Genomic DNA, 15,075 nt, shown 5'->3' on the forward strand with positions numbered 1-15,075 from the left:
CCCGACGGGCGGGGCCCCGGCGGCGGGGTGCCGTCGGCTCCGGTACGTCCCTCGAACGTGTCGTTCCTCGGCCGTTCGGGGGGTCGTGCCGGACCGGGCGGAGGGTAAGGGAACGGTAAAGCGGGGTCGTTCGTTCACCCGGCATGACAGCTATGACCCCTGGCTCGAACATCCCTCTCCAGGTCGCCCGCGTGACGGTGGACGTCGCCGCGCCGGTGCGACTCGACGTGTCGGGCCTGCTGCTCACCGCCGACGGCAAGGTGCGCTCCGACGACGACTTCATCTTCTACAACCAGCCGTCCGGGCCGGGCGTGACCCATGTGTCCGGCGGCGGCTCGGCGCCCGACGCGGTCTCCGTGGACCTCGCCGCCGTGCCGCCGGAGATCGAGAAGATCGTGGTCACCGCGAGCCCGGACGCGGCCGGGCAGAGCTTCCAGGGCATCGAGCCGACGGCCACCGTCCGGGACGCGGACGGCGGCACGGTCCTCGCCACCTTCACCCCGCCCCGGCTCGGCTCGGAGACGGCCCTGGTGGTCGTGGAGGTCTACCGGCGCAACGGGCAGTGGAAGGCCCGCGCGGTCGGCCAGGGGTACGCGAACGGACTGGCGGGCATCGCCACGGACTTCGGCGTGACCGTGGAGGAACCCGCACCGGCGGCCGCGCCCGCCCCCGTGGCGGCGGCCCCCGTGGCGCCCGCACCTGTGGCGGCGGCCCCTGTGGCGGCGGCCCCGGTCACCCCGCCCGCACCCGCCGCGGCTCCCGCTGCCGCCACCGCCGGGAAGATCAACCTGGACAAGGGCCGGGTGAGCCTGCGCAAGAACCAGACGGTCTCCCTGATGAAGGGCGGCCGACCGCTGCTCTCCCAGGTGCGGATGGGCCTCGGCTGGGAGCCCGCCTTCCGCGGCCGGGACATTGACCTGGACGCCTCGGTCATCGCCTACGGCCCGCGGCGCGACGCCCTGGACAGCTGCTACTTCGGCAAGCTGGAGATCCTCAAGGGCGCGATCCGGCACTCCGGCGACAACCTCACGGGCGAGGGCGGCGGCGACGACGAATCGATCACCGTGGACCTCGGGCGGCTCTCCCAGGACGTCACCGGCCTGGTCTTCACCGTCAACTCCTACTCCGGCCAGAAGTTCACCGAGGTCGCCAAGGCGTACTGCCGCCTGCTGGACGCCACCAGCGGCGAGGAGCTGGTCCGCTTCGACCTGACCGGCGCCGAACCCCAGACGGGCGTCCTGATGGCCAAGCTGATCCGCATGAACTCCGGTGAGTGGGAGATGACGGCCCTCGGGGACTTCGTGAAGGCCCGCACGGTCCGCAACATGGTGGAGCCCGGCGCCAGAGCCCTGTGAATCCCCGGCAGGACTCCCCCGCGCAGGGGCTGCCGCGGCTCAGGCGTGCGGCCCCTGCGTACGGGGAGAACGGCGCGCCGGGGCTGGCCGGGCACGCCGGCCCGCTCGGCGCGCGGGGCGACCGTCACCGCGGCTGTCTGCGCCAGGGGCCCGTGACGGCCAACATGATGCCGGGGTCCTGGATGTTGGCGTAGAGGGTGTGACCGTCCGGGGAGAAGGTGACACCGGTGAACTCGCTGTACTCCGGGGCCTCTTCGGTGCCGTTGTTGAGTTCGTTGCGGGCGATGGGGTAGGTGCGGCCGGAGTCGGTGGCGCCGAGGAGGTGCTGGAGCCCCTCGCCGTCCTCCGCGATGACCAGGCCGCCGTACGGGGAGACGGTGATGTTGTCGGGGCCGTCGAAGGCGCCGTCCGCCGCCGGGTCGGGGTTGACGCCGAACAGGACCTTCAGGGTGAGGGTCCGGCGGCGGGGGTCGTAGAACCAGACCTGCCCGTCGTGCGGGACGGGGCTCTCCTCGCGGGCGTAGGAGGAGACCACGTAGACACCGCCGTCACCCCACCACATGCCCTCCAGTTTGCGGGCGCGGGTGACCTGGCCGGGCCCGAACTGCCGACGCACCGGCACGGTCCGCGCGTCCCGGTCGGGCACGTCGGTCCAGTCCACGCCGTAGACGGTGCCGACGCGGGTGGCGCGGGAGAGGTCGTCCACGAACCGGCCGCCGGAGTCGAAGCACGTGAACGCCTGGAGTACGCCCGCGTCGTCGGCCAGGGCGCGCAGGCGGCCCCGGCCGTGGTGGAAGCCGGTCGGCGGGGTCCACCGGTAGAGGAGGCCGTTGGGTCCGGAGGCGTCCTCGGTGAGGAAGAGGTGGCCGCGCGCGGGGTCCACGACGACGGCCTCGTGCGCGTACCGTCCCAGCGCCTTGACGGGCCTCGGGTCACGGCCCGCGCGGCGGTCGGCGGGGTCCACCTCGAAGACGTAGCCGTGGTCCTTGGTCATGCCGTTCTGACCGGCCTTGTCCTCGGTCTCCTCGCAGGTCAGCCAGGTGCCCCACGGGGTGGTGCCGCCCGCGCAGTTGGTGGAGGTGCCCGCGATGCCGACCCATTCCGCGACATGGTCGCGGCGCACCTCGACCACCGTGCAGCCACCGGCCGCCGCCGGGTCGTAGACAAGGCCCTCGGTGAGCGGTACCGGGTGCTCCCAGCCGGAGCGCGGGCCCTTCAGCTCGTGGTTGTTGACGAGCAGGGTCGTACCGCGCGGCCCGGCGAACGCGGCGGTGCCGTCGTGGTTCGACGGGGTGGGCTCGCCCGTCTCCAGGGTGGTCCGGCCGCTGTGCGTGATGATCCGGTACGAGAAACCGCGGGGCAGCGCGAGGATGCCGTCCGGGTCGGGGAGCAGGGGGCCGTAGCCGATGCCGTGGTGGCCGTGCCGGTCGCGGTCGGTGTCCGCGGTGCCGTCGTCGGTGGCGGCGAGGGCCTGGGGCGCGGAGGCGAGAACGCCGACGCTGCCCGCCAGGGCGACTCCGGCACCGGTGAGCGCGGAGCGTCTGGCGAAGTCCCTGCGGGTGAGCGACATGGTGTCTCCTGAGACGGTGGGCGTGCCGTGGAGGATGGCGGTCGTCGGTCCGCCGTCACCTTCGCGCCCACCGCTGAACGGGAGTTGAACACGGGGCCACGCGGGCGACTGCGGCTTGCTGAACGCACTGCTCCATGTGGGCCCGCACCATGTGGGCTCACGCCATTTGGGTCCGCACCATGTGGCCTCACACCATGTGGGCCCGCACCATGTGGGCTGCGCCCACGAGCCCCCACGCCATGTGCGCTCCCCTATGTGGCCCCACGCCATGTGGCCACACCACACCCGGAAACGCGCCCCGCCCCCACTCCGCGCCCCCACTCCGCCCCGCCACGCCGCTCAGCCCAGCCCAGGCCCCCACTCCGCTCAACCCCCGTGCTGAGACCGAGCCTTGAACGCCGCCTTCCGCGCCTCCTTGGCCACCCGCTTGTCCGGGTGCAACCGCCCCATCGCCTCCAGCACGTCCGCGGTCGCGGGGTGGTCCACCCGCCAGGCCGCCGCGAAGAACCCGCTGTGCCGGTCGGCCAGACCCTCCACCAGGGCCTGGAGCTCCTCGGAGTTGCCCTCGGCGGCGAGCTGCGCGGCGAGCGTGTCCACGGTGAGCCAGAAGACGAGGTCCTGGGAGGGCGGCGGCACCTCGGCGGCGCCGCGCTCGCTGAGCCAGACCCGTGCGAGACCGCCCAGTTCGGGGTCGTCCAGCACCTCCCGGAGCGCGGGCTCCGCCTCGGCGCCGAGCAGCGACAGGGCCTGCTGGCAGCGCAGCCGCCGCAGCGGCGCACCCTCGTCCGCGCCGCGTGCGGCGGCGAGCAACTCCCGTGCCGCGCCGAGCGGTTCGCGGCGGTGAAGCCACAGCTCGGTCTCGGCCAGCGCGGCGCCGGGCCCGAACGAGGAGGTGCCGTCCAGCAGCGCGTCCGCGTCCTTGTCCGTGAGGTCTCCGACGGCGGGCGCGTCGAACCCGGCCTCCAGCAGCCGCGCCCGCAGCCCGTAGGCGCCGAGCGGGGTGAGCCGGACCATGCCGTACCGGGAGACGTCGGTGTCGTCCACCGGCGCGGCCGGTTCCTCGTCGGCGTCGGCCATCAGCGCCTCGTCCACGGGCTGGTACTCCACCAGCCCGACCGGCTCCAGCACCCGGAACTGGTCGTCCAGCCGCATCATGGCGTCGGAGACCTGTTCCAGCATGTCGTCGGTGGGTTCGCCGGTGTCGTCGGGGACGATCATCGAGGCGGCGAGCGCGGGCAGCGGGACGGGCGCGTCGTCGGGGGCGTCCTCACTGACGGTCAGCAGATACAGGTTGCCGAGGACGCCGTCGAGGAACTCCGCCTCGGCCTCCGGGTCCCAGTCGAGTGACGAGAAATCGACCTCGCCGCCCTCGTCCAGGGCGTCCACCAGGCCCTCCAGATCGGGCACGCTCGCGTCCGCGAGGGCCGTCTCCAGGGCGGCGAGCCACACCGCGAGCACGTCGTGCGGCGATCCGCCGGTGAGCAGGGCGAGTTCCGGGCCGGTGGCGACCGTACCGGCCTCCTCGTCCACGATCTCGACCAGCCCGGCGTCCACGGCGACCCGCCACGCCTCGCTCGCCAGCGCGGCGGCGTCGTCGCCGGTCAGGTCCAGTGCCGCGGCGGCGTCCGGCACCTGCTCCTCGACGAGCCCGCCGCCCGCGTCCACCCGGGTGCCGGGTCCGGCCCAGCGTGCCAGCCGGGCGGCGCGCGCGAGCAGCGGCGTGGCCAGCGCGTCGCGCGCCAGCTCCGCTTCGGGGCGCAGCCGTACGGGCGGCAGGGGGGAGCTGTCTGACATCGGCTGGTTCTCCTCGGACCGTGGAACGACTCGGCGGCTCAGCCTAGACGGATATCGACCCATGCCGCCCGGTTCATCTCCCCGCCGGTCCTCGTACATGGCCGAAACCTTGACAACTCCCCACGGCAGGCAGGAGATTGACGCGCGTAGAAGTTGGGGGGACAACTGTTCACTCGACTCTGCGCGTGTCACTGAGGGCCACGAGCCCGACACGGCTTCCGTTCCACCCTCGTCCCGGCGCTCACGCATGTCCCCGGAGGGAATCCCTTGCCGAGCAGGTCTTCCGCGCGCCTCGCCGCGCTCACCGTCGCCGCCGTCTGTTCCGCGGCCTCGACGGTCGTCCTCACCTCTCCCGCGCACGCCGACACCGTGCGCATCCACGACGTCCAGGGCACCACCCGCCTGTCGCCCTACGCGGGCAAGCAGGTGACGGACGTCCCGGGCATCGTCACGGCCGTCCGTACGTACGGCTCCTCCAAGGGCTTCTGGTACCAGGACCCGAACCCGGACAACGACCCGGCCACCAGCGAGGGCGTCTTCGTCTACACCAGCTCCACCCCGAAGGTGGCGGTCGGTGACTCGGTCACCGTCTCCGGCACGGTCTCGGAGTTCGTGCCCGGCGGCGCCTCCGGCGGCGGCCAGTCCGTCACGGAGATCACCAAGCCGGTCGTCACCACCGTCTCCACCGGCAACGCGGTCCCGGCCCCGGTCGTCATCAAGGCCCGCTCCGTGCCGAATCGTTACGCCCCGGCGGGCGACCCGGCCGCGAACGGCTCGGTCAACGGCCTGACGCTGAAGCCCGAGACGTACGCCCTGGACTACTACGAGTCCCTTGAGGGCATGAACGTCCAGGTCGCGGACGCCCGTGTGGTCACCGGCACCGACCCGTACGCGGAGCTGTGGGTCACGGTCAAGCCGCACGAGCACCTCAGCGAGCGCGGCGGCACGATATACGGCTCGTACGAGTCCCAGAACACGGGGCGGCTGCAGATCCAGTCGCTGGGCGCCACCGCGGACTTCCCGCAGGCGAACGTCGGCGACACCCTGTCCGGCACCACGACCGGCCCGATGGACTACAACCAGTTCGGCGGCTACACCCTGGTCGCGGGCTCCCTCGGCACGCTGAAGAGCGGCGGTCTGGAGCGCGAGGTCACCAAGAAGCAGGCGGGCGGCCAGCTCGCGGTGGCGACGTACAACGTCGAGAACCTCGACCCGACCGACGCCACGTTCGCGGAGCACGCCGACGCGATCGTGCACAACCTGCAGTCGCCCGACATCGTGTCCCTGGAGGAGATCCAGGACAACAACGGTGCCAAGGACGACGGCACGGTGGACGCGAGCCAGACCGTCACCAAGCTGATCGACGCCATCGTGGCGGCGGGCGGCCCGAAGTACGACTGGCGCTCGATCAACCCCGTCAACGACCAGGACGGCGGCGAGCCCGGCGGCAACATCCGCCAGGTCTTCCTCTTCAACCCCGAGCGCGTCTCCTTCACCGACCGCGCGGGCGGCGACTCCACCTCCGCCGTGGGCGTGGACAAGGTGCGCGGCAAGGCCGAACTGACCTTCTCGCCGGGCCGGATCGCCCCGTCCGACACCGCCTGGGCCAACAGCCGCAAGCCGCTGGCGGGCGAGTTCGTGTTCCGCGGCCAGACGGTGTTCGTGATCGCCAACCACCTGAACTCCAAGGGCGGCGACCAGGGCCTGACCTCGCAGTTCCAGCCCCCGGCGCGCAGCTCCGAGACGCAGCGGCACGCGCAGGCGACCCTGGTGAACGCGTTCGTCAAGGACATCCTGTCCAAGCAGAAGAACGCGCAGGTCATCGCGCTCGGCGACATGAACGACTTCGAGTTCTCCGAGACCGCGAAGACGCTCGAGGGCAACGGCGAGCTGTGGTCGGCGATCAAGTCGCTGCCCAAGAACGAGCGTTACACCTACGACTACCAGGGCAACCAGCAGGTGCTGGACCAGATCCTGATCAGCCCGTCGATCCGCCGGAACGGCGACTTCCAGTACGACAGCGTGCACATCAACTCGGAGTTCCACGACCAGATCTCCGACCACGACCCGCAGGTGCTGCGGTTCCGCCCGTAGTACGGGAGGCGGTCACGCCCGTAGTACGGGAAGCGGGGCCGGCCGGACGCGTGTCGTCCGGCCGGCCCCGCGGATGTCTCTTCCGGTGTCCGCCCCGGTCAGCGGTGGCGCCGGTACCGTGCCACACCCGCCGCCACGACGGCCGCGCCGAGCGCCCCGAGGGCCGCGAGGAGCGGTGCCGGCCGGCGCAACCGGCCGCCCATGTCGCGCAGCGCCCCGCCGCGCGGCGAGGAGGCGGCGTGGTTGACCGCGTAGCCCGTGTGCGCGGCCCGGTCCTGCACGGAGTGCCCCGCGTGGGCGGCGCTCGCGCGCAACTGGACGGTCATGGCACCGGCCTTGTCCCTGAGGTCGGCCGCGCGGGCGGCGGTCCGGCCCCGCACATCGGTGCGGTCGATCAACTGGGCCACGGTACGGCCGAGTTGAGTCCTGGTCCGGCCGAGCTGCCGCCGCAGCTCGTCGGGCCCCTTGGCACCCGAACGGTCCCCGATCCGACGACTCCTGCCGATCATGGTGGTCCGCCTCCTCCCAGTACGGTGCTGAGGAACTCCGGATACCCCGCGCGGGGGTGGTTAGCCCCGGCCGGTGTCTCCGGCGCCGGGGTCGCCGAGCCGGGCGAGGCGGGTCTGGAAGGAGTCGAGGCGGGCCTGCAACAGGGCTGCCTCCGCGACGAGTTCGGGCACACCGAAGGTGTCCGGAGAGCCGGGCGGTACGACGGCCGGAGTGGCCGCCGCGACCTTCAGGCCCTCCCCCGCGAGCCGCGCGAAGACAGCGAGCGGGACGGCGGTACGGCCGCCCGCGCACCCCGCGCAGGCCGGGGCGAGCCCCAGCCAGCCGGGTCTGCCCCACCCCGCGTCCGCGAGCGCGACGGCCGCGGCACCGCAGGCGCACGGTCCGACGGTGGCGGTGCGGACGCGCTGGCGGGCGTAGCGGAAGCCGCGTTCGAAGCGGAGGTAGGCGCCGAGCACGGTGATGTCGAGCAGCAGCGCGGTGCGGTGCTCGGCCGTGCAGAGCAGGGCCTCGGCGGCGGTGCGGTCGTGCAGGCAGTGGAATCCGCAGTCGCAGCGGCGGGCGGGGGCGCGGTGCCCTCGCCCGTAGACGCAGGCGGCCTCGTCCAGCACGCCGTACGGCAGCGCTCCGCCGAGGGACACACCGGTGAATCCGGCACGAGTGCCGTCACGGGCGAGCAGCGCGTGGGCGATCTTGTACCCGGCCGGGGGTTCCACGGGCCGCTCCGCCGGAAGCCGCAGCCTCATCGCGCGGTGGGCACCTCTTCGCGGAGGAGTCCGGCGGGGGTGGGTTCGGCGGGAACGACTTCCGCGCCGACGCGCCCGATGGGCCGTTCGGTCACCCCTTCGACGGGCCGGACCGCCTCCCCCGGCTCTCCCGCAGGGGTCCGCTCTTCGGCGATTCCGCTGGCCAGTGCCTTGCCGAGCCTCATGGTGCCTCCCATGAACGACGTGGATACCGTCCGAGCCCCCATAGTGACCCACATCGGCCGCATGGGACACAGGGCACCGAGTGGGCAGGGACGAGAGGGGACTACGAGGCGAATGCGATGCCGTGGTGAAGTGTCCCTTGCCCGTGTGGCCAAGCATGCTCCCGGATCGCCGTCATGACGGTGCCGTGCCAGTCCGCTTCGCCGCGTGACGCGAGCGCGACGAAGGACAGCCGTCCGTCGAAGCGCCCGTGTGCGTGCGCGGGCAGATCCGCCTTCCGTCCCGCCACGGGCCGGGGCAGCGGCGCGCCCCCGGTGGCGTGGTGCCGACCGGGGGCGCGGCTTACGGGGAGGCTGCCTCGGGTCAGTTGTGGGTGTGGAGGATCTCGTTCAGGCCCGACCAGACCGCGTTGTTGGGTCGGGCCTCGACTGTGCCGGTGGTGGAGTTGCGGCGGAAGAGGATGTGGGAGGCGCCGTTGAGGTCGCGGGCCTTGACGACCTGGCCGTCGGGCATGGTGACGCGGGTACCGGCGGTGACGTAGAGGCCGGCCTCGATGACGCACTCGTCGCCGAGGGCGATGCCGACGCCCGCCTCGGCGCCGATCAGGCAGCGCTCGCCGATGGAGATGACGACGTTGCCGCCACCGGAGAGGGTGCCCATCGTGGAGGCGCCGCCGCCGATGTCGGAGCCGTCGCCGACGACGACACCGGCGGAGATGCGGCCCTCGACCATCGACGTGCCGAGCGTCCCGGCGTTGAAGTTGACGAAGCCCTCGTGCATGACCGTGGTGCCCTCGGCCAGATGCGCGCCGAGCCGGACCCGGTCGGCGTCCGCGATGCGCACGCCCTTCGGCGCGACGTAGTCCGTCAGGCGGGGGAACTTGTCGATCGAGGTGACCTGGAGGTGCAGGCCCTCCGCGCGGGCGTTCAGCCGTACCGTCTCGATGTCGTCCACGGCGACGGGACCGAGCGAGGTCCAGGCGACGTTGGCCAGGTGGCCGAAGATGCCGTCCAGGTTCTGGCCGTGCGGCTTGACCAGGCGGTGCGAGAGCAGGTGGAGACGGAGGTACACGTCGTGCGCGTCGAGCGGCTTGTCGTCCAGGGAGGCGATGACCGTACGGACCGCGACCACCTCGACGCCCCGGCGGGCGTCCGGGCCGACGGCTGCCGTGGCGCCCGCGCCCAGCAGCCCGGCGGCCTGCTCGGCGGTCAGCCGCTCGGTACCGGCCGGGCCGGGCTCGGCGGTCAGCTCGGGGGCCGGGAACCAGGTGTCGAGGACGGTGCCGTCGGAGGCGATGGTGGCGAGGCCGGCGGCCACGGCACCGGTGGTGCGGGAAGCAGTCGAGTCGGTCATGGGCAAAACCTAACGTGGCGGGCCTGCCCGGAGCGAACCCGCGCCGCCCCCACCCACCTGCGGCCCGGCACCCCTCGCCCGGCACCTCTCGCCCGCACCCCTCACCCCCACCGCCTCACGGCACCCGCGGAATCACCCGCCCTAGCGCCTCCCGCGCCTCCCCCTCGTCGTACGACCCCCCGGTCAGCAGCACCTGGAGGCAGATGCCGTCCATCAGGGCGAGCAGCGCGCGTGCCGTCGCCGGGTCGGTGCGGCGGGCGAGGCGGGCGGCCGTCTCCTCCGTCCACTCCGCCGCGACCGGGCGCAGGGCGGGGCGGCGCAGCGCGGCGAGGTACAGCTCGTACTCCAGCTCCACGCCCGTGCGGTCACCACCGAGCCACAGCCCGAGGGCCCGGGCGAGATCGGCGGCCAGGTCACCATCCGGTGCGCCCGCTGCCCGCTCCAGCAGGCACGCGTCCAGGGTGCGCGCGAAGTTCTCGTTGGTCTGCCGCAGCGCCGCCACCAACAGCTCGTCCAGGGTGGCGAAGTGGTACGTGGTGGAGCCGAGGGGGACGTCCGCCTCGGCGGCGGCGGTGCGGTGGCTGAGCCCGGCGATGCCCGCGCGGCCGACCACCCGGATCGCCGCGTCGATGATCCGCTGCCGTCGGCCGGGATCGTGGCGGCGGGCCATCAGTGCGCCGCCCCGCCGAGGTTGAGCACCACCACTCCCCCGACGATCAGCACGATGCCCGCGACCTTGGTGACGGTCAGCGACTCCCCGAACAGCGCCAGCCCGAGCAGCGCGATCGCCGCCGTGCCCACCCCGGACCAGATCGCGTACGCCGAGCCGATCGACACGCTCCTGAGCGTGCGGGCGAGCAGCAGGAACGCGACGGCGTACCCCAGCGCGGTCAGCAGCGAGGGCCACAGCCTGCTGAACCCGTCGCTGTACTTCATCGCCGTCGTCGCGGCGACCTCGGCGGCTATGGCACCGGCGAGAAAGACGTATCCCATGTGTACGAGCGTACGCAGGGGAGGTGTACGGGCGTACACGAACGGGCGAAGAGGAGGAGAAACGACGAACGGCGGCACCCGCCCGGGGGTGCCGCCGTTCAGGGGCGGCCGTGCGAGGGCCGCCGTGTCTCAGACGTTGAAGCCCAGCGCGCGCAGCTGCTCGCGGCCGTCGTCGGTGATCTTGTCGGGGCCCCACGGGGGCATCCAGACCCAGTTGATGCGGAGTTCGCTGACCAGGCCGTCCGTGGCGGACTTGGCCTGGTCCTCGATGACGTCGGTCAGCGGGCAGGCCGCCGAGGTCAGGGTCATGTCGATGGTGGCGATGTTCGCGTCATCGACGTGGATGCCGTAGATCAGCCCGAGGTTGACCACGTCGATGCCCAGCTCGGGGTCCACGACGTCCATCAGGGCCTCGCGGAGCTCCTCCTCCGAGGCCGGCTTCATCTCCACGGTGTCGGTCATGCCGTCTTCCTTTCGGCGTCGGCGCCACCCAGCACCTGGGCCGTCGCGTCCTTCCACGCCATCCAGCTCAGGAGGGCGCACTTCACTCGGGCGGGGTACTTGGAGACACCGGCGAACGCGACCGCGTCCTCCAGCACCTCCTCCATCGCCTCGTCGGGCTCGATCCGGCCCTTGGACTGCATCAGCTCCAGGAACGTCTCCTGGATCTTCTGCGCCTCGGCCAGCTCCCTGCCGACCAGGAGTTCGTTCAGCACGGACGCGCTGGCCTGGCTGATGGAGCAGCCCTGGCCCTCGTACGACACGTCCGCGACGGTCGAGCCGTCGTACTTGACCCGGAGGGTGATCTCGTCGCCGCAGGTCGGGTTGGTGTGGTGCACCTCGGCGTCGCCCTCGCGCAGACCACGCCCGTGCGGGTGCTTGTAGTGGTCCAGGATGACTTCCTGGTACATCGAGTCCAGCTTCACCGTCTCAGCACGCCCCTCAGCCGAAGAAGTTCCGTACGTGCTCCAGGCCCTCGACCAGCGCGTCGATCTCGCCGGGGGTGGAGTACAGATAGAACGACGCCCGGGTGGTCGCCGGAATTCCGTACCGCAGACAGACCGGCCGCGCGCAGTGGTGGCCGACCCGGACGGCGATGCCCTGCTCGTCCAGCACCTGGCCCACGTCGTGCGGGTGGATGTCGCCGAGCGTGAAGGAGATCGCCGCGCCCCGGTCCTCGGCCGTGGTCGGGCCGATGATCCGCAGGTCGGGCACCTCGCCGAGGCGGCGCACGGCGTACTCCGTGAGCGCGTGCTCGTGGGCGAGGATCTTGTCCATGCCGATCGAGTTGAGGTAGTCGATCGCCGCGCCGAGGCCGACGGCCTGGGCGATCGGCGGGGTGCCCGCCTCGAACTTGTGCGGGGCGGGCGCGTAGGTCGAGGAGTGCATGGACACCGTCTCGATCATCTCGCCGCCGCCGAGGAACGGGGGCAGGTCCTCCAGGAGTTCCTGGCGGCCCCAGAGCACGCCGATGCCGGTCGGGGCGCACATCTTGTGGCCGGTGAAGGCCACGAAGTCGGCCTGGAGGGCCTGTACGTCCAGCGGCATGTGCGGTGCGGCCTGGGAGGCGTCGATGCAGACCAGCGCGCCGACCTCCTGGGCGCGGCGGACGATCGCCTCGACCGGGTTGACGGTGCCCAGGATGTTGGAGACCAGCACGAAGGAGACGATCTTCGTCTTCTCGGTGATGACCTCGTCGATGGTGGACAGGTCGAGACGGCCGTCGTCGTCGAGACCGAACCACTTCAGCTTGGCGCCGGTGCGCTGCGCGAGCAGCTGCCACGGCACGATGTTGGAGTGGTGCTCCATCTCGGTGATGACGATCTCGGTCTCGTGGTCCACCCGGTAGGGCTCGTCGGCCCAGCCCAGCATGTTGGCCACGAGGTTGAGCGACTCGGAGGCGTTCTTGGTGAAGATCACCTCATCGCGGGAGGGCGCGTTGATGAACTCCGCGACCTTGTCGCGCGCGCCCTCGTAGAGTGCCGTGGCCTCCTCGGCGAGGACGTGGACGCCACGGTGGACGTTGGCGTTGTGGCGCTCGTAGTACTCGCTCAGGGCGTCGAGCACCTGGCGCGGCTTCTGCGAGGTCGCCGCGTTGTCCAGGTACACGAGCTTCCGCCCGTCGTGGACCTGGCGGTCCAGGATGGGGAAGTCCTTGCGGATCGCCTCGGTGTCGAGGAGGCCCGGCAACTGTGTCACGCGGATGCGCCACCCTTCACGTACGACTCGTAGCCCTCGTTCTCCAGCTTGTCGGCCAGCTCCGGGCCACCGGATTCGACGATGCGTCCGGCCGCGAACACGTGGACGTGGTCGGGCTTGATGTACCGCAGGATGCGCGTGTAGTGCGTGATCAGCAGGGTGCCGACCTCACCGGTCTCGCGGACGCGGTTGACGCCCTCGGAGACGATGCGCAGCGCGTCCACGTCGAGGCCGGAGTCGGTCTCGTCGAGGATCGCCATCTTCGGGCGGAGCAGTTCGAGCTGGAGGATCTCGTGGCGCTTCTTCTCGCCGCCGGAGAAGCCCTCGTTGACGTTGCGCTCGGCGAAGGAGGGGTCCATGTTGAGGCGCTGCATGGCCTCCTTGACCTCCTTGACCCAGGTGCGCAGCTTGGGGGCCTCGCCGCGGATGGCGGTGGCGGAGGTGCGCAGGAAGTTGGAGACCGAGACGCCGGGGACCTCGACCGGGTACTGCATGGCGAGGAACAGCCCGGCGCGGGCCCGCTCGTCCACGGACATCTCCAGGACGTCCTCGCCGTCGAGGGTGACGGTGCCGCCGGTGATGGTGTACTTCGGGTGACCGGCGAGCGAGTAGGCGAGGGTGGACTTGCCGGAGCCGTTGGGGCCCATGATGGCGTGCGTCTCGCCCTGCTTCACGGTGAGATCCACGCCCTTGAGGATCTCCTTCGTGGCGTTGTCGGCCTCGACGGTGACGTGCAGGTCTCGGATTTCAAGCGTTGCCATAGGTGCCTCAGGACTCCTGGGTGAGGGAGACGAGCACGTCGTCCCCTTCGATCTTTACGGGGTAAACGGGTACGGGGCGCGTGGCGGGCAGGCCGGAGGGCTTGCCGGTACGCAGGTCGAAGGCGGAGCCGTGCAGCCAGCACTCGATCTGGCAGTCCTCCACCTCGCCCTCGGAGAGCGAGACGTTCGCGTGCGAGCAGATGTCGTTGATGGCGAACACCTCCCCACCGGTCTTCACGACCGAGACGGGGGTGCCGTCGAGTTCCACCCGCTTCGGGGTGTCCTCCGCCAGCTCACCCAGCCCGCAGGCGCGTACGAACGACGTCATGCGACCGCGGCCTCCAGCTCCTCCTCGATACGGGAGAGCAGGCGCTCCTGGATGTCGGCGAGGCCGATCTGCTGGACGAGTTCGGCGAAGAAGCCGCGGACCACCAGACGGCGGGCGTCGGACTCCCGGATGCCGCGCGCCATCAGGTAGAACAGCTGCTCGTCGTCGAAGCGGCCGGTGGCGGAGGCGTGTCCGGCCCCGGCGATCTCGCCGGTCTCGATCTCCAGGTTGGGCACCGAGTCCACGCGCGCGCCGTCGGTGAGGACGAGGTTGCGGTTCATCTCGTAGGTGTCGGTGCCCTCGGCGGCGGCCTCGATGAGGACGTCGCCGATCCACACGGCGTGCGCCGCGTCGCCCTGGAGGGCGCCCTTGTAGACGACGTTCGACTTGCAGTGCGGGGCGTTGTGGGTGACCAGCAGGCGATGCTCCTGGTGCTGGCCGGCGTCGGTGAAGTACAGGCCGAACAGCTCGGCCTCGCCGCCGGGGCCGGCGTACGCGACGCGCGGGTGGAGGCGGACGACGTCGCCGCCGAAGGTGACGACGACGGACTTGAAGGAGGCGTCGCGGCCGATCAGCGCGTTGTGCTGGCCGACGTGGACGGCCTTGTCGTCCCAGTCCTGCACGGAGACGACGGTGAGCTTGGCGCCGTCGCCGAGCAGGTAATCGACGTTGGCGGCGAGCACCGCGTCGCCGGTGTGGTCGATGACGACGACGGCCTCGGCGAACGCGCCCAGCTCGATCACCTGGTGGCCGAAGGCGGTGCCGCCCTCGCCGTGCACGGCGATCCGGATGGGCTCGGCGAGGACGGTGTCCTTGGGGACGGTCACGACCGAGGCCCGCTCGAAGGCGGAGAACGCCTGGGCGGCGACCCGGTCCACCGGCTTTCCGGCGCGGCGCAGCCGGGCGTCGTCGCGGCCGACGGACTCGACGGTGACACCGGCCGGGGCCTGGACGTCCACCTTCACACCGCCGGTCGCGGTGGCGGTGCCGTCGTGCAGACCGCGCAGCCGCTCCAGCGGGGTGAACCGCCACTCCTCCTCGCGGCCGTGGGGGACGGGGAAGTCCGCCACGTCGAAGGACGGGGGCGCGCTCATGCGCGAGACGACCGTCGATTCCGCGGCGACCGCGATCGAGCCCGCGGTGGTGGAACCCGCGGGGGAATTCTGGGCCTCAGCCATGACTGTCGTGGTGC

General features: G+C 71.8%; 16 protein-coding genes. 2 read left to right on the plus strand and 14 right to left on the minus strand.

Annotation, left to right across the window (positions count from 1 at the left end):
• The first annotated feature begins 152 nt into the window (after positions 1-152).
• Positions 153-1,355, plus strand: coding sequence for a TerD family protein (locus KUM39_RS12355; RefSeq protein WP_217785611.1), 1,203 nt, complete (start codon positions 153-155; stop codon positions 1,353-1,355).
• A gap of 124 nt (positions 1,356-1,479) precedes the next feature.
• On the opposite strand, the gene KUM39_RS12360 is transcribed toward KUM39_RS12355, so the two are convergent.
• Together KUM39_RS12360 and KUM39_RS12365 are read right to left on the minus strand one after the other, a co-directional pair.
• Entirely contained in the window at positions 1,480-2,925 is a 1,446-nt protein-coding gene (locus KUM39_RS12360) for an alkaline phosphatase PhoX (RefSeq protein WP_217785612.1), read from the minus strand.
• A gap of 366 nt (positions 2,926-3,291) precedes the next feature.
• Positions 3,292-4,719: a hypothetical protein gene (locus KUM39_RS12365; RefSeq protein ID WP_217785613.1), complete on the minus strand. Its 1,428-nt coding sequence runs from the start codon at positions 4,717-4,719 to the stop codon at positions 3,292-3,294.
• Between the two features lie 267 nt (positions 4,720-4,986).
• On the opposite strand from KUM39_RS12365, the gene KUM39_RS12370 reads away from it, so the two are divergent.
• Entirely contained in the window at positions 4,987-6,813 is a 1,827-nt protein-coding gene (locus KUM39_RS12370; protein ID WP_217785614.1) for a DUF8508 domain-containing protein, read from the plus strand.
• A 98-nt stretch (positions 6,814-6,911) separates the two neighbouring features.
• On the opposite strand, the gene KUM39_RS12375 is transcribed toward KUM39_RS12370, so the two are convergent.
• From KUM39_RS12375 to sufD, 12 genes are all read right to left on the minus strand, one after another.
• The gene (locus KUM39_RS12375; protein ID WP_217785615.1) at positions 6,912-7,322 is read right to left on the minus strand and encodes a DUF3618 domain-containing protein; all 411 of its coding nucleotides are present in this window, start codon (positions 7,320-7,322) and stop codon (positions 6,912-6,914) included.
• A 60-nt stretch (positions 7,323-7,382) separates the two neighbouring features.
• Positions 7,383-8,066 carry a hypothetical protein gene (locus KUM39_RS12380; protein WP_217785616.1) on the minus strand — a complete coding sequence of 228 codons (684 nt, stop codon included), beginning with the start codon at positions 8,064-8,066 and terminating at the stop codon, positions 7,383-7,385.
• A complete protein-coding gene (locus KUM39_RS12385) occupies positions 8,063-8,263 on the minus strand; it encodes a hypothetical protein (protein ID WP_246620002.1) in 201 nt (66 codons plus the stop codon). Before KUM39_RS12385 ends, KUM39_RS12380 begins: the two co-directional genes overlap by 4 nt.
• Positions 8,264-8,612: 349 nt before the next feature.
• Positions 8,613-9,602, minus strand: coding sequence for a 2,3,4,5-tetrahydropyridine-2,6-dicarboxylate N-succinyltransferase (dapD, locus tag KUM39_RS12390; RefSeq protein WP_217785617.1), 990 nt, complete (start codon positions 9,600-9,602; stop codon positions 8,613-8,615).
• 115 nt (positions 9,603-9,717) lie between these two features.
• Positions 9,718-10,272, minus strand: a complete 555-nt coding sequence (locus KUM39_RS12395; RefSeq protein WP_217785618.1) for a TetR/AcrR family transcriptional regulator — start codon at positions 10,270-10,272, stop codon at positions 9,718-9,720.
• The gene (locus tag KUM39_RS12400; protein WP_246620003.1) at positions 10,272-10,595 is read right to left on the minus strand and encodes a DMT family transporter; all 324 of its coding nucleotides are present in this window, start codon (positions 10,593-10,595) and stop codon (positions 10,272-10,274) included. Before KUM39_RS12400 ends, KUM39_RS12395 begins: the two co-directional genes overlap by 1 nt.
• 129 nt (positions 10,596-10,724) lie before the next feature.
• Positions 10,725-11,057, minus strand: a complete 333-nt coding sequence (locus tag KUM39_RS12405) for a metal-sulfur cluster assembly factor (RefSeq protein ID WP_217785619.1) — start codon at positions 11,055-11,057, stop codon at positions 10,725-10,727.
• On the minus strand, positions 11,054-11,521 hold the full coding sequence (gene sufU / locus KUM39_RS12410) for a Fe-S cluster assembly sulfur transfer protein SufU (RefSeq protein ID WP_217785620.1): 468 nt from the start codon (positions 11,519-11,521) through the stop codon (positions 11,054-11,056). Before sufU ends, KUM39_RS12405 begins: the two co-directional genes overlap by 4 nt.
• 16 nt (positions 11,522-11,537) lie before the next feature.
• On the minus strand, positions 11,538-12,794 hold the full coding sequence (locus tag KUM39_RS12415) for a cysteine desulfurase (protein ID WP_217785621.1): 1,257 nt from the start codon (positions 12,792-12,794) through the stop codon (positions 11,538-11,540).
• Entirely contained in the window at positions 12,791-13,555 is a 765-nt protein-coding gene (sufC, locus tag KUM39_RS12420; protein ID WP_217785622.1) for a Fe-S cluster assembly ATPase SufC, read from the minus strand. Before sufC ends, KUM39_RS12415 begins: the two co-directional genes overlap by 4 nt.
• A 7-nt stretch (positions 13,556-13,562) precedes the next feature.
• Entirely contained in the window at positions 13,563-13,883 is a 321-nt protein-coding gene (locus KUM39_RS12425; RefSeq protein ID WP_217785623.1) for a non-heme iron oxygenase ferredoxin subunit, read from the minus strand.
• Positions 13,880-15,061, minus strand: coding sequence for a Fe-S cluster assembly protein SufD (gene sufD / locus KUM39_RS12430; protein ID WP_217785624.1), 1,182 nt, complete (start codon positions 15,059-15,061; stop codon positions 13,880-13,882). The genes KUM39_RS12425 and sufD overlap by 4 nt, the downstream gene beginning before the upstream one ends.
• Positions 15,062-15,075 lie beyond the last annotated feature (14 nt).

Source organism: Streptomyces corallincola (assembly GCF_019104725.1).
Lineage (GTDB): Bacteria > Actinomycetota > Actinomycetes > Streptomycetales > Streptomycetaceae > Streptomyces > Streptomyces corallincola.

What these genes read in the sequence shown, in the direction of transcription:
- KUM39_RS12365 (WP_217785613.1), bottom strand. Translation starts at nt 4,719, where the DNA reads ATGTCAGACAGCTCCCCCCTGCCGCCCGTACGGCTGCGCCCCGAAGCG.
- KUM39_RS12355 (WP_217785611.1), top strand. Translation starts at nt 153, where the DNA reads ATGACCCCTGGCTCGAACATCCCTCTCCAGGTCGCCCGCGTGACGGTG.
- dapD (WP_217785617.1), bottom strand. Translation starts at nt 9,602, where the DNA reads ATGACCGACTCGACTGCTTCCCGCACCACCGGTGCCGTGGCCGCCGGC.
- KUM39_RS12380 (WP_217785616.1), bottom strand. Translation starts at nt 8,066, where the DNA reads ATGAGGCTGCGGCTTCCGGCGGAGCGGCCCGTGGAACCCCCGGCCGGG.
- KUM39_RS12375 (WP_217785615.1), bottom strand. Translation starts at nt 7,322, where the DNA reads ATGATCGGCAGGAGTCGTCGGATCGGGGACCGTTCGGGTGCCAAGGGG.
- KUM39_RS12425 (WP_217785623.1), bottom strand. Translation starts at nt 13,883, where the DNA reads ATGACGTCGTTCGTACGCGCCTGCGGGCTGGGTGAGCTGGCGGAGGAC.
- KUM39_RS12385 (WP_246620002.1), bottom strand. Translation starts at nt 8,263, where the DNA reads ATGGGAGGCACCATGAGGCTCGGCAAGGCACTGGCCAGCGGAATCGCC.
- KUM39_RS12400 (WP_246620003.1), bottom strand. Translation starts at nt 10,595, where the DNA reads ATGGGATACGTCTTTCTCGCCGGTGCCATAGCCGCCGAGGTCGCCGCG.
- KUM39_RS12405 (WP_217785619.1), bottom strand. Translation starts at nt 11,057, where the DNA reads ATGACCGACACCGTGGAGATGAAGCCGGCCTCGGAGGAGGAGCTCCGC.
- sufC (WP_217785622.1), bottom strand. Translation starts at nt 13,555, where the DNA reads ATGGCAACGCTTGAAATCCGAGACCTGCACGTCACCGTCGAGGCCGAC.
- KUM39_RS12360 (WP_217785612.1), bottom strand. Translation starts at nt 2,925, where the DNA reads ATGTCGCTCACCCGCAGGGACTTCGCCAGACGCTCCGCGCTCACCGGT.
- sufD (WP_217785624.1), bottom strand. Translation starts at nt 15,061, where the DNA reads ATGGCTGAGGCCCAGAATTCCCCCGCGGGTTCCACCACCGCGGGCTCG.
- KUM39_RS12395 (WP_217785618.1), bottom strand. Translation starts at nt 10,272, where the DNA reads ATGGCCCGCCGCCACGATCCCGGCCGACGGCAGCGGATCATCGACGCG.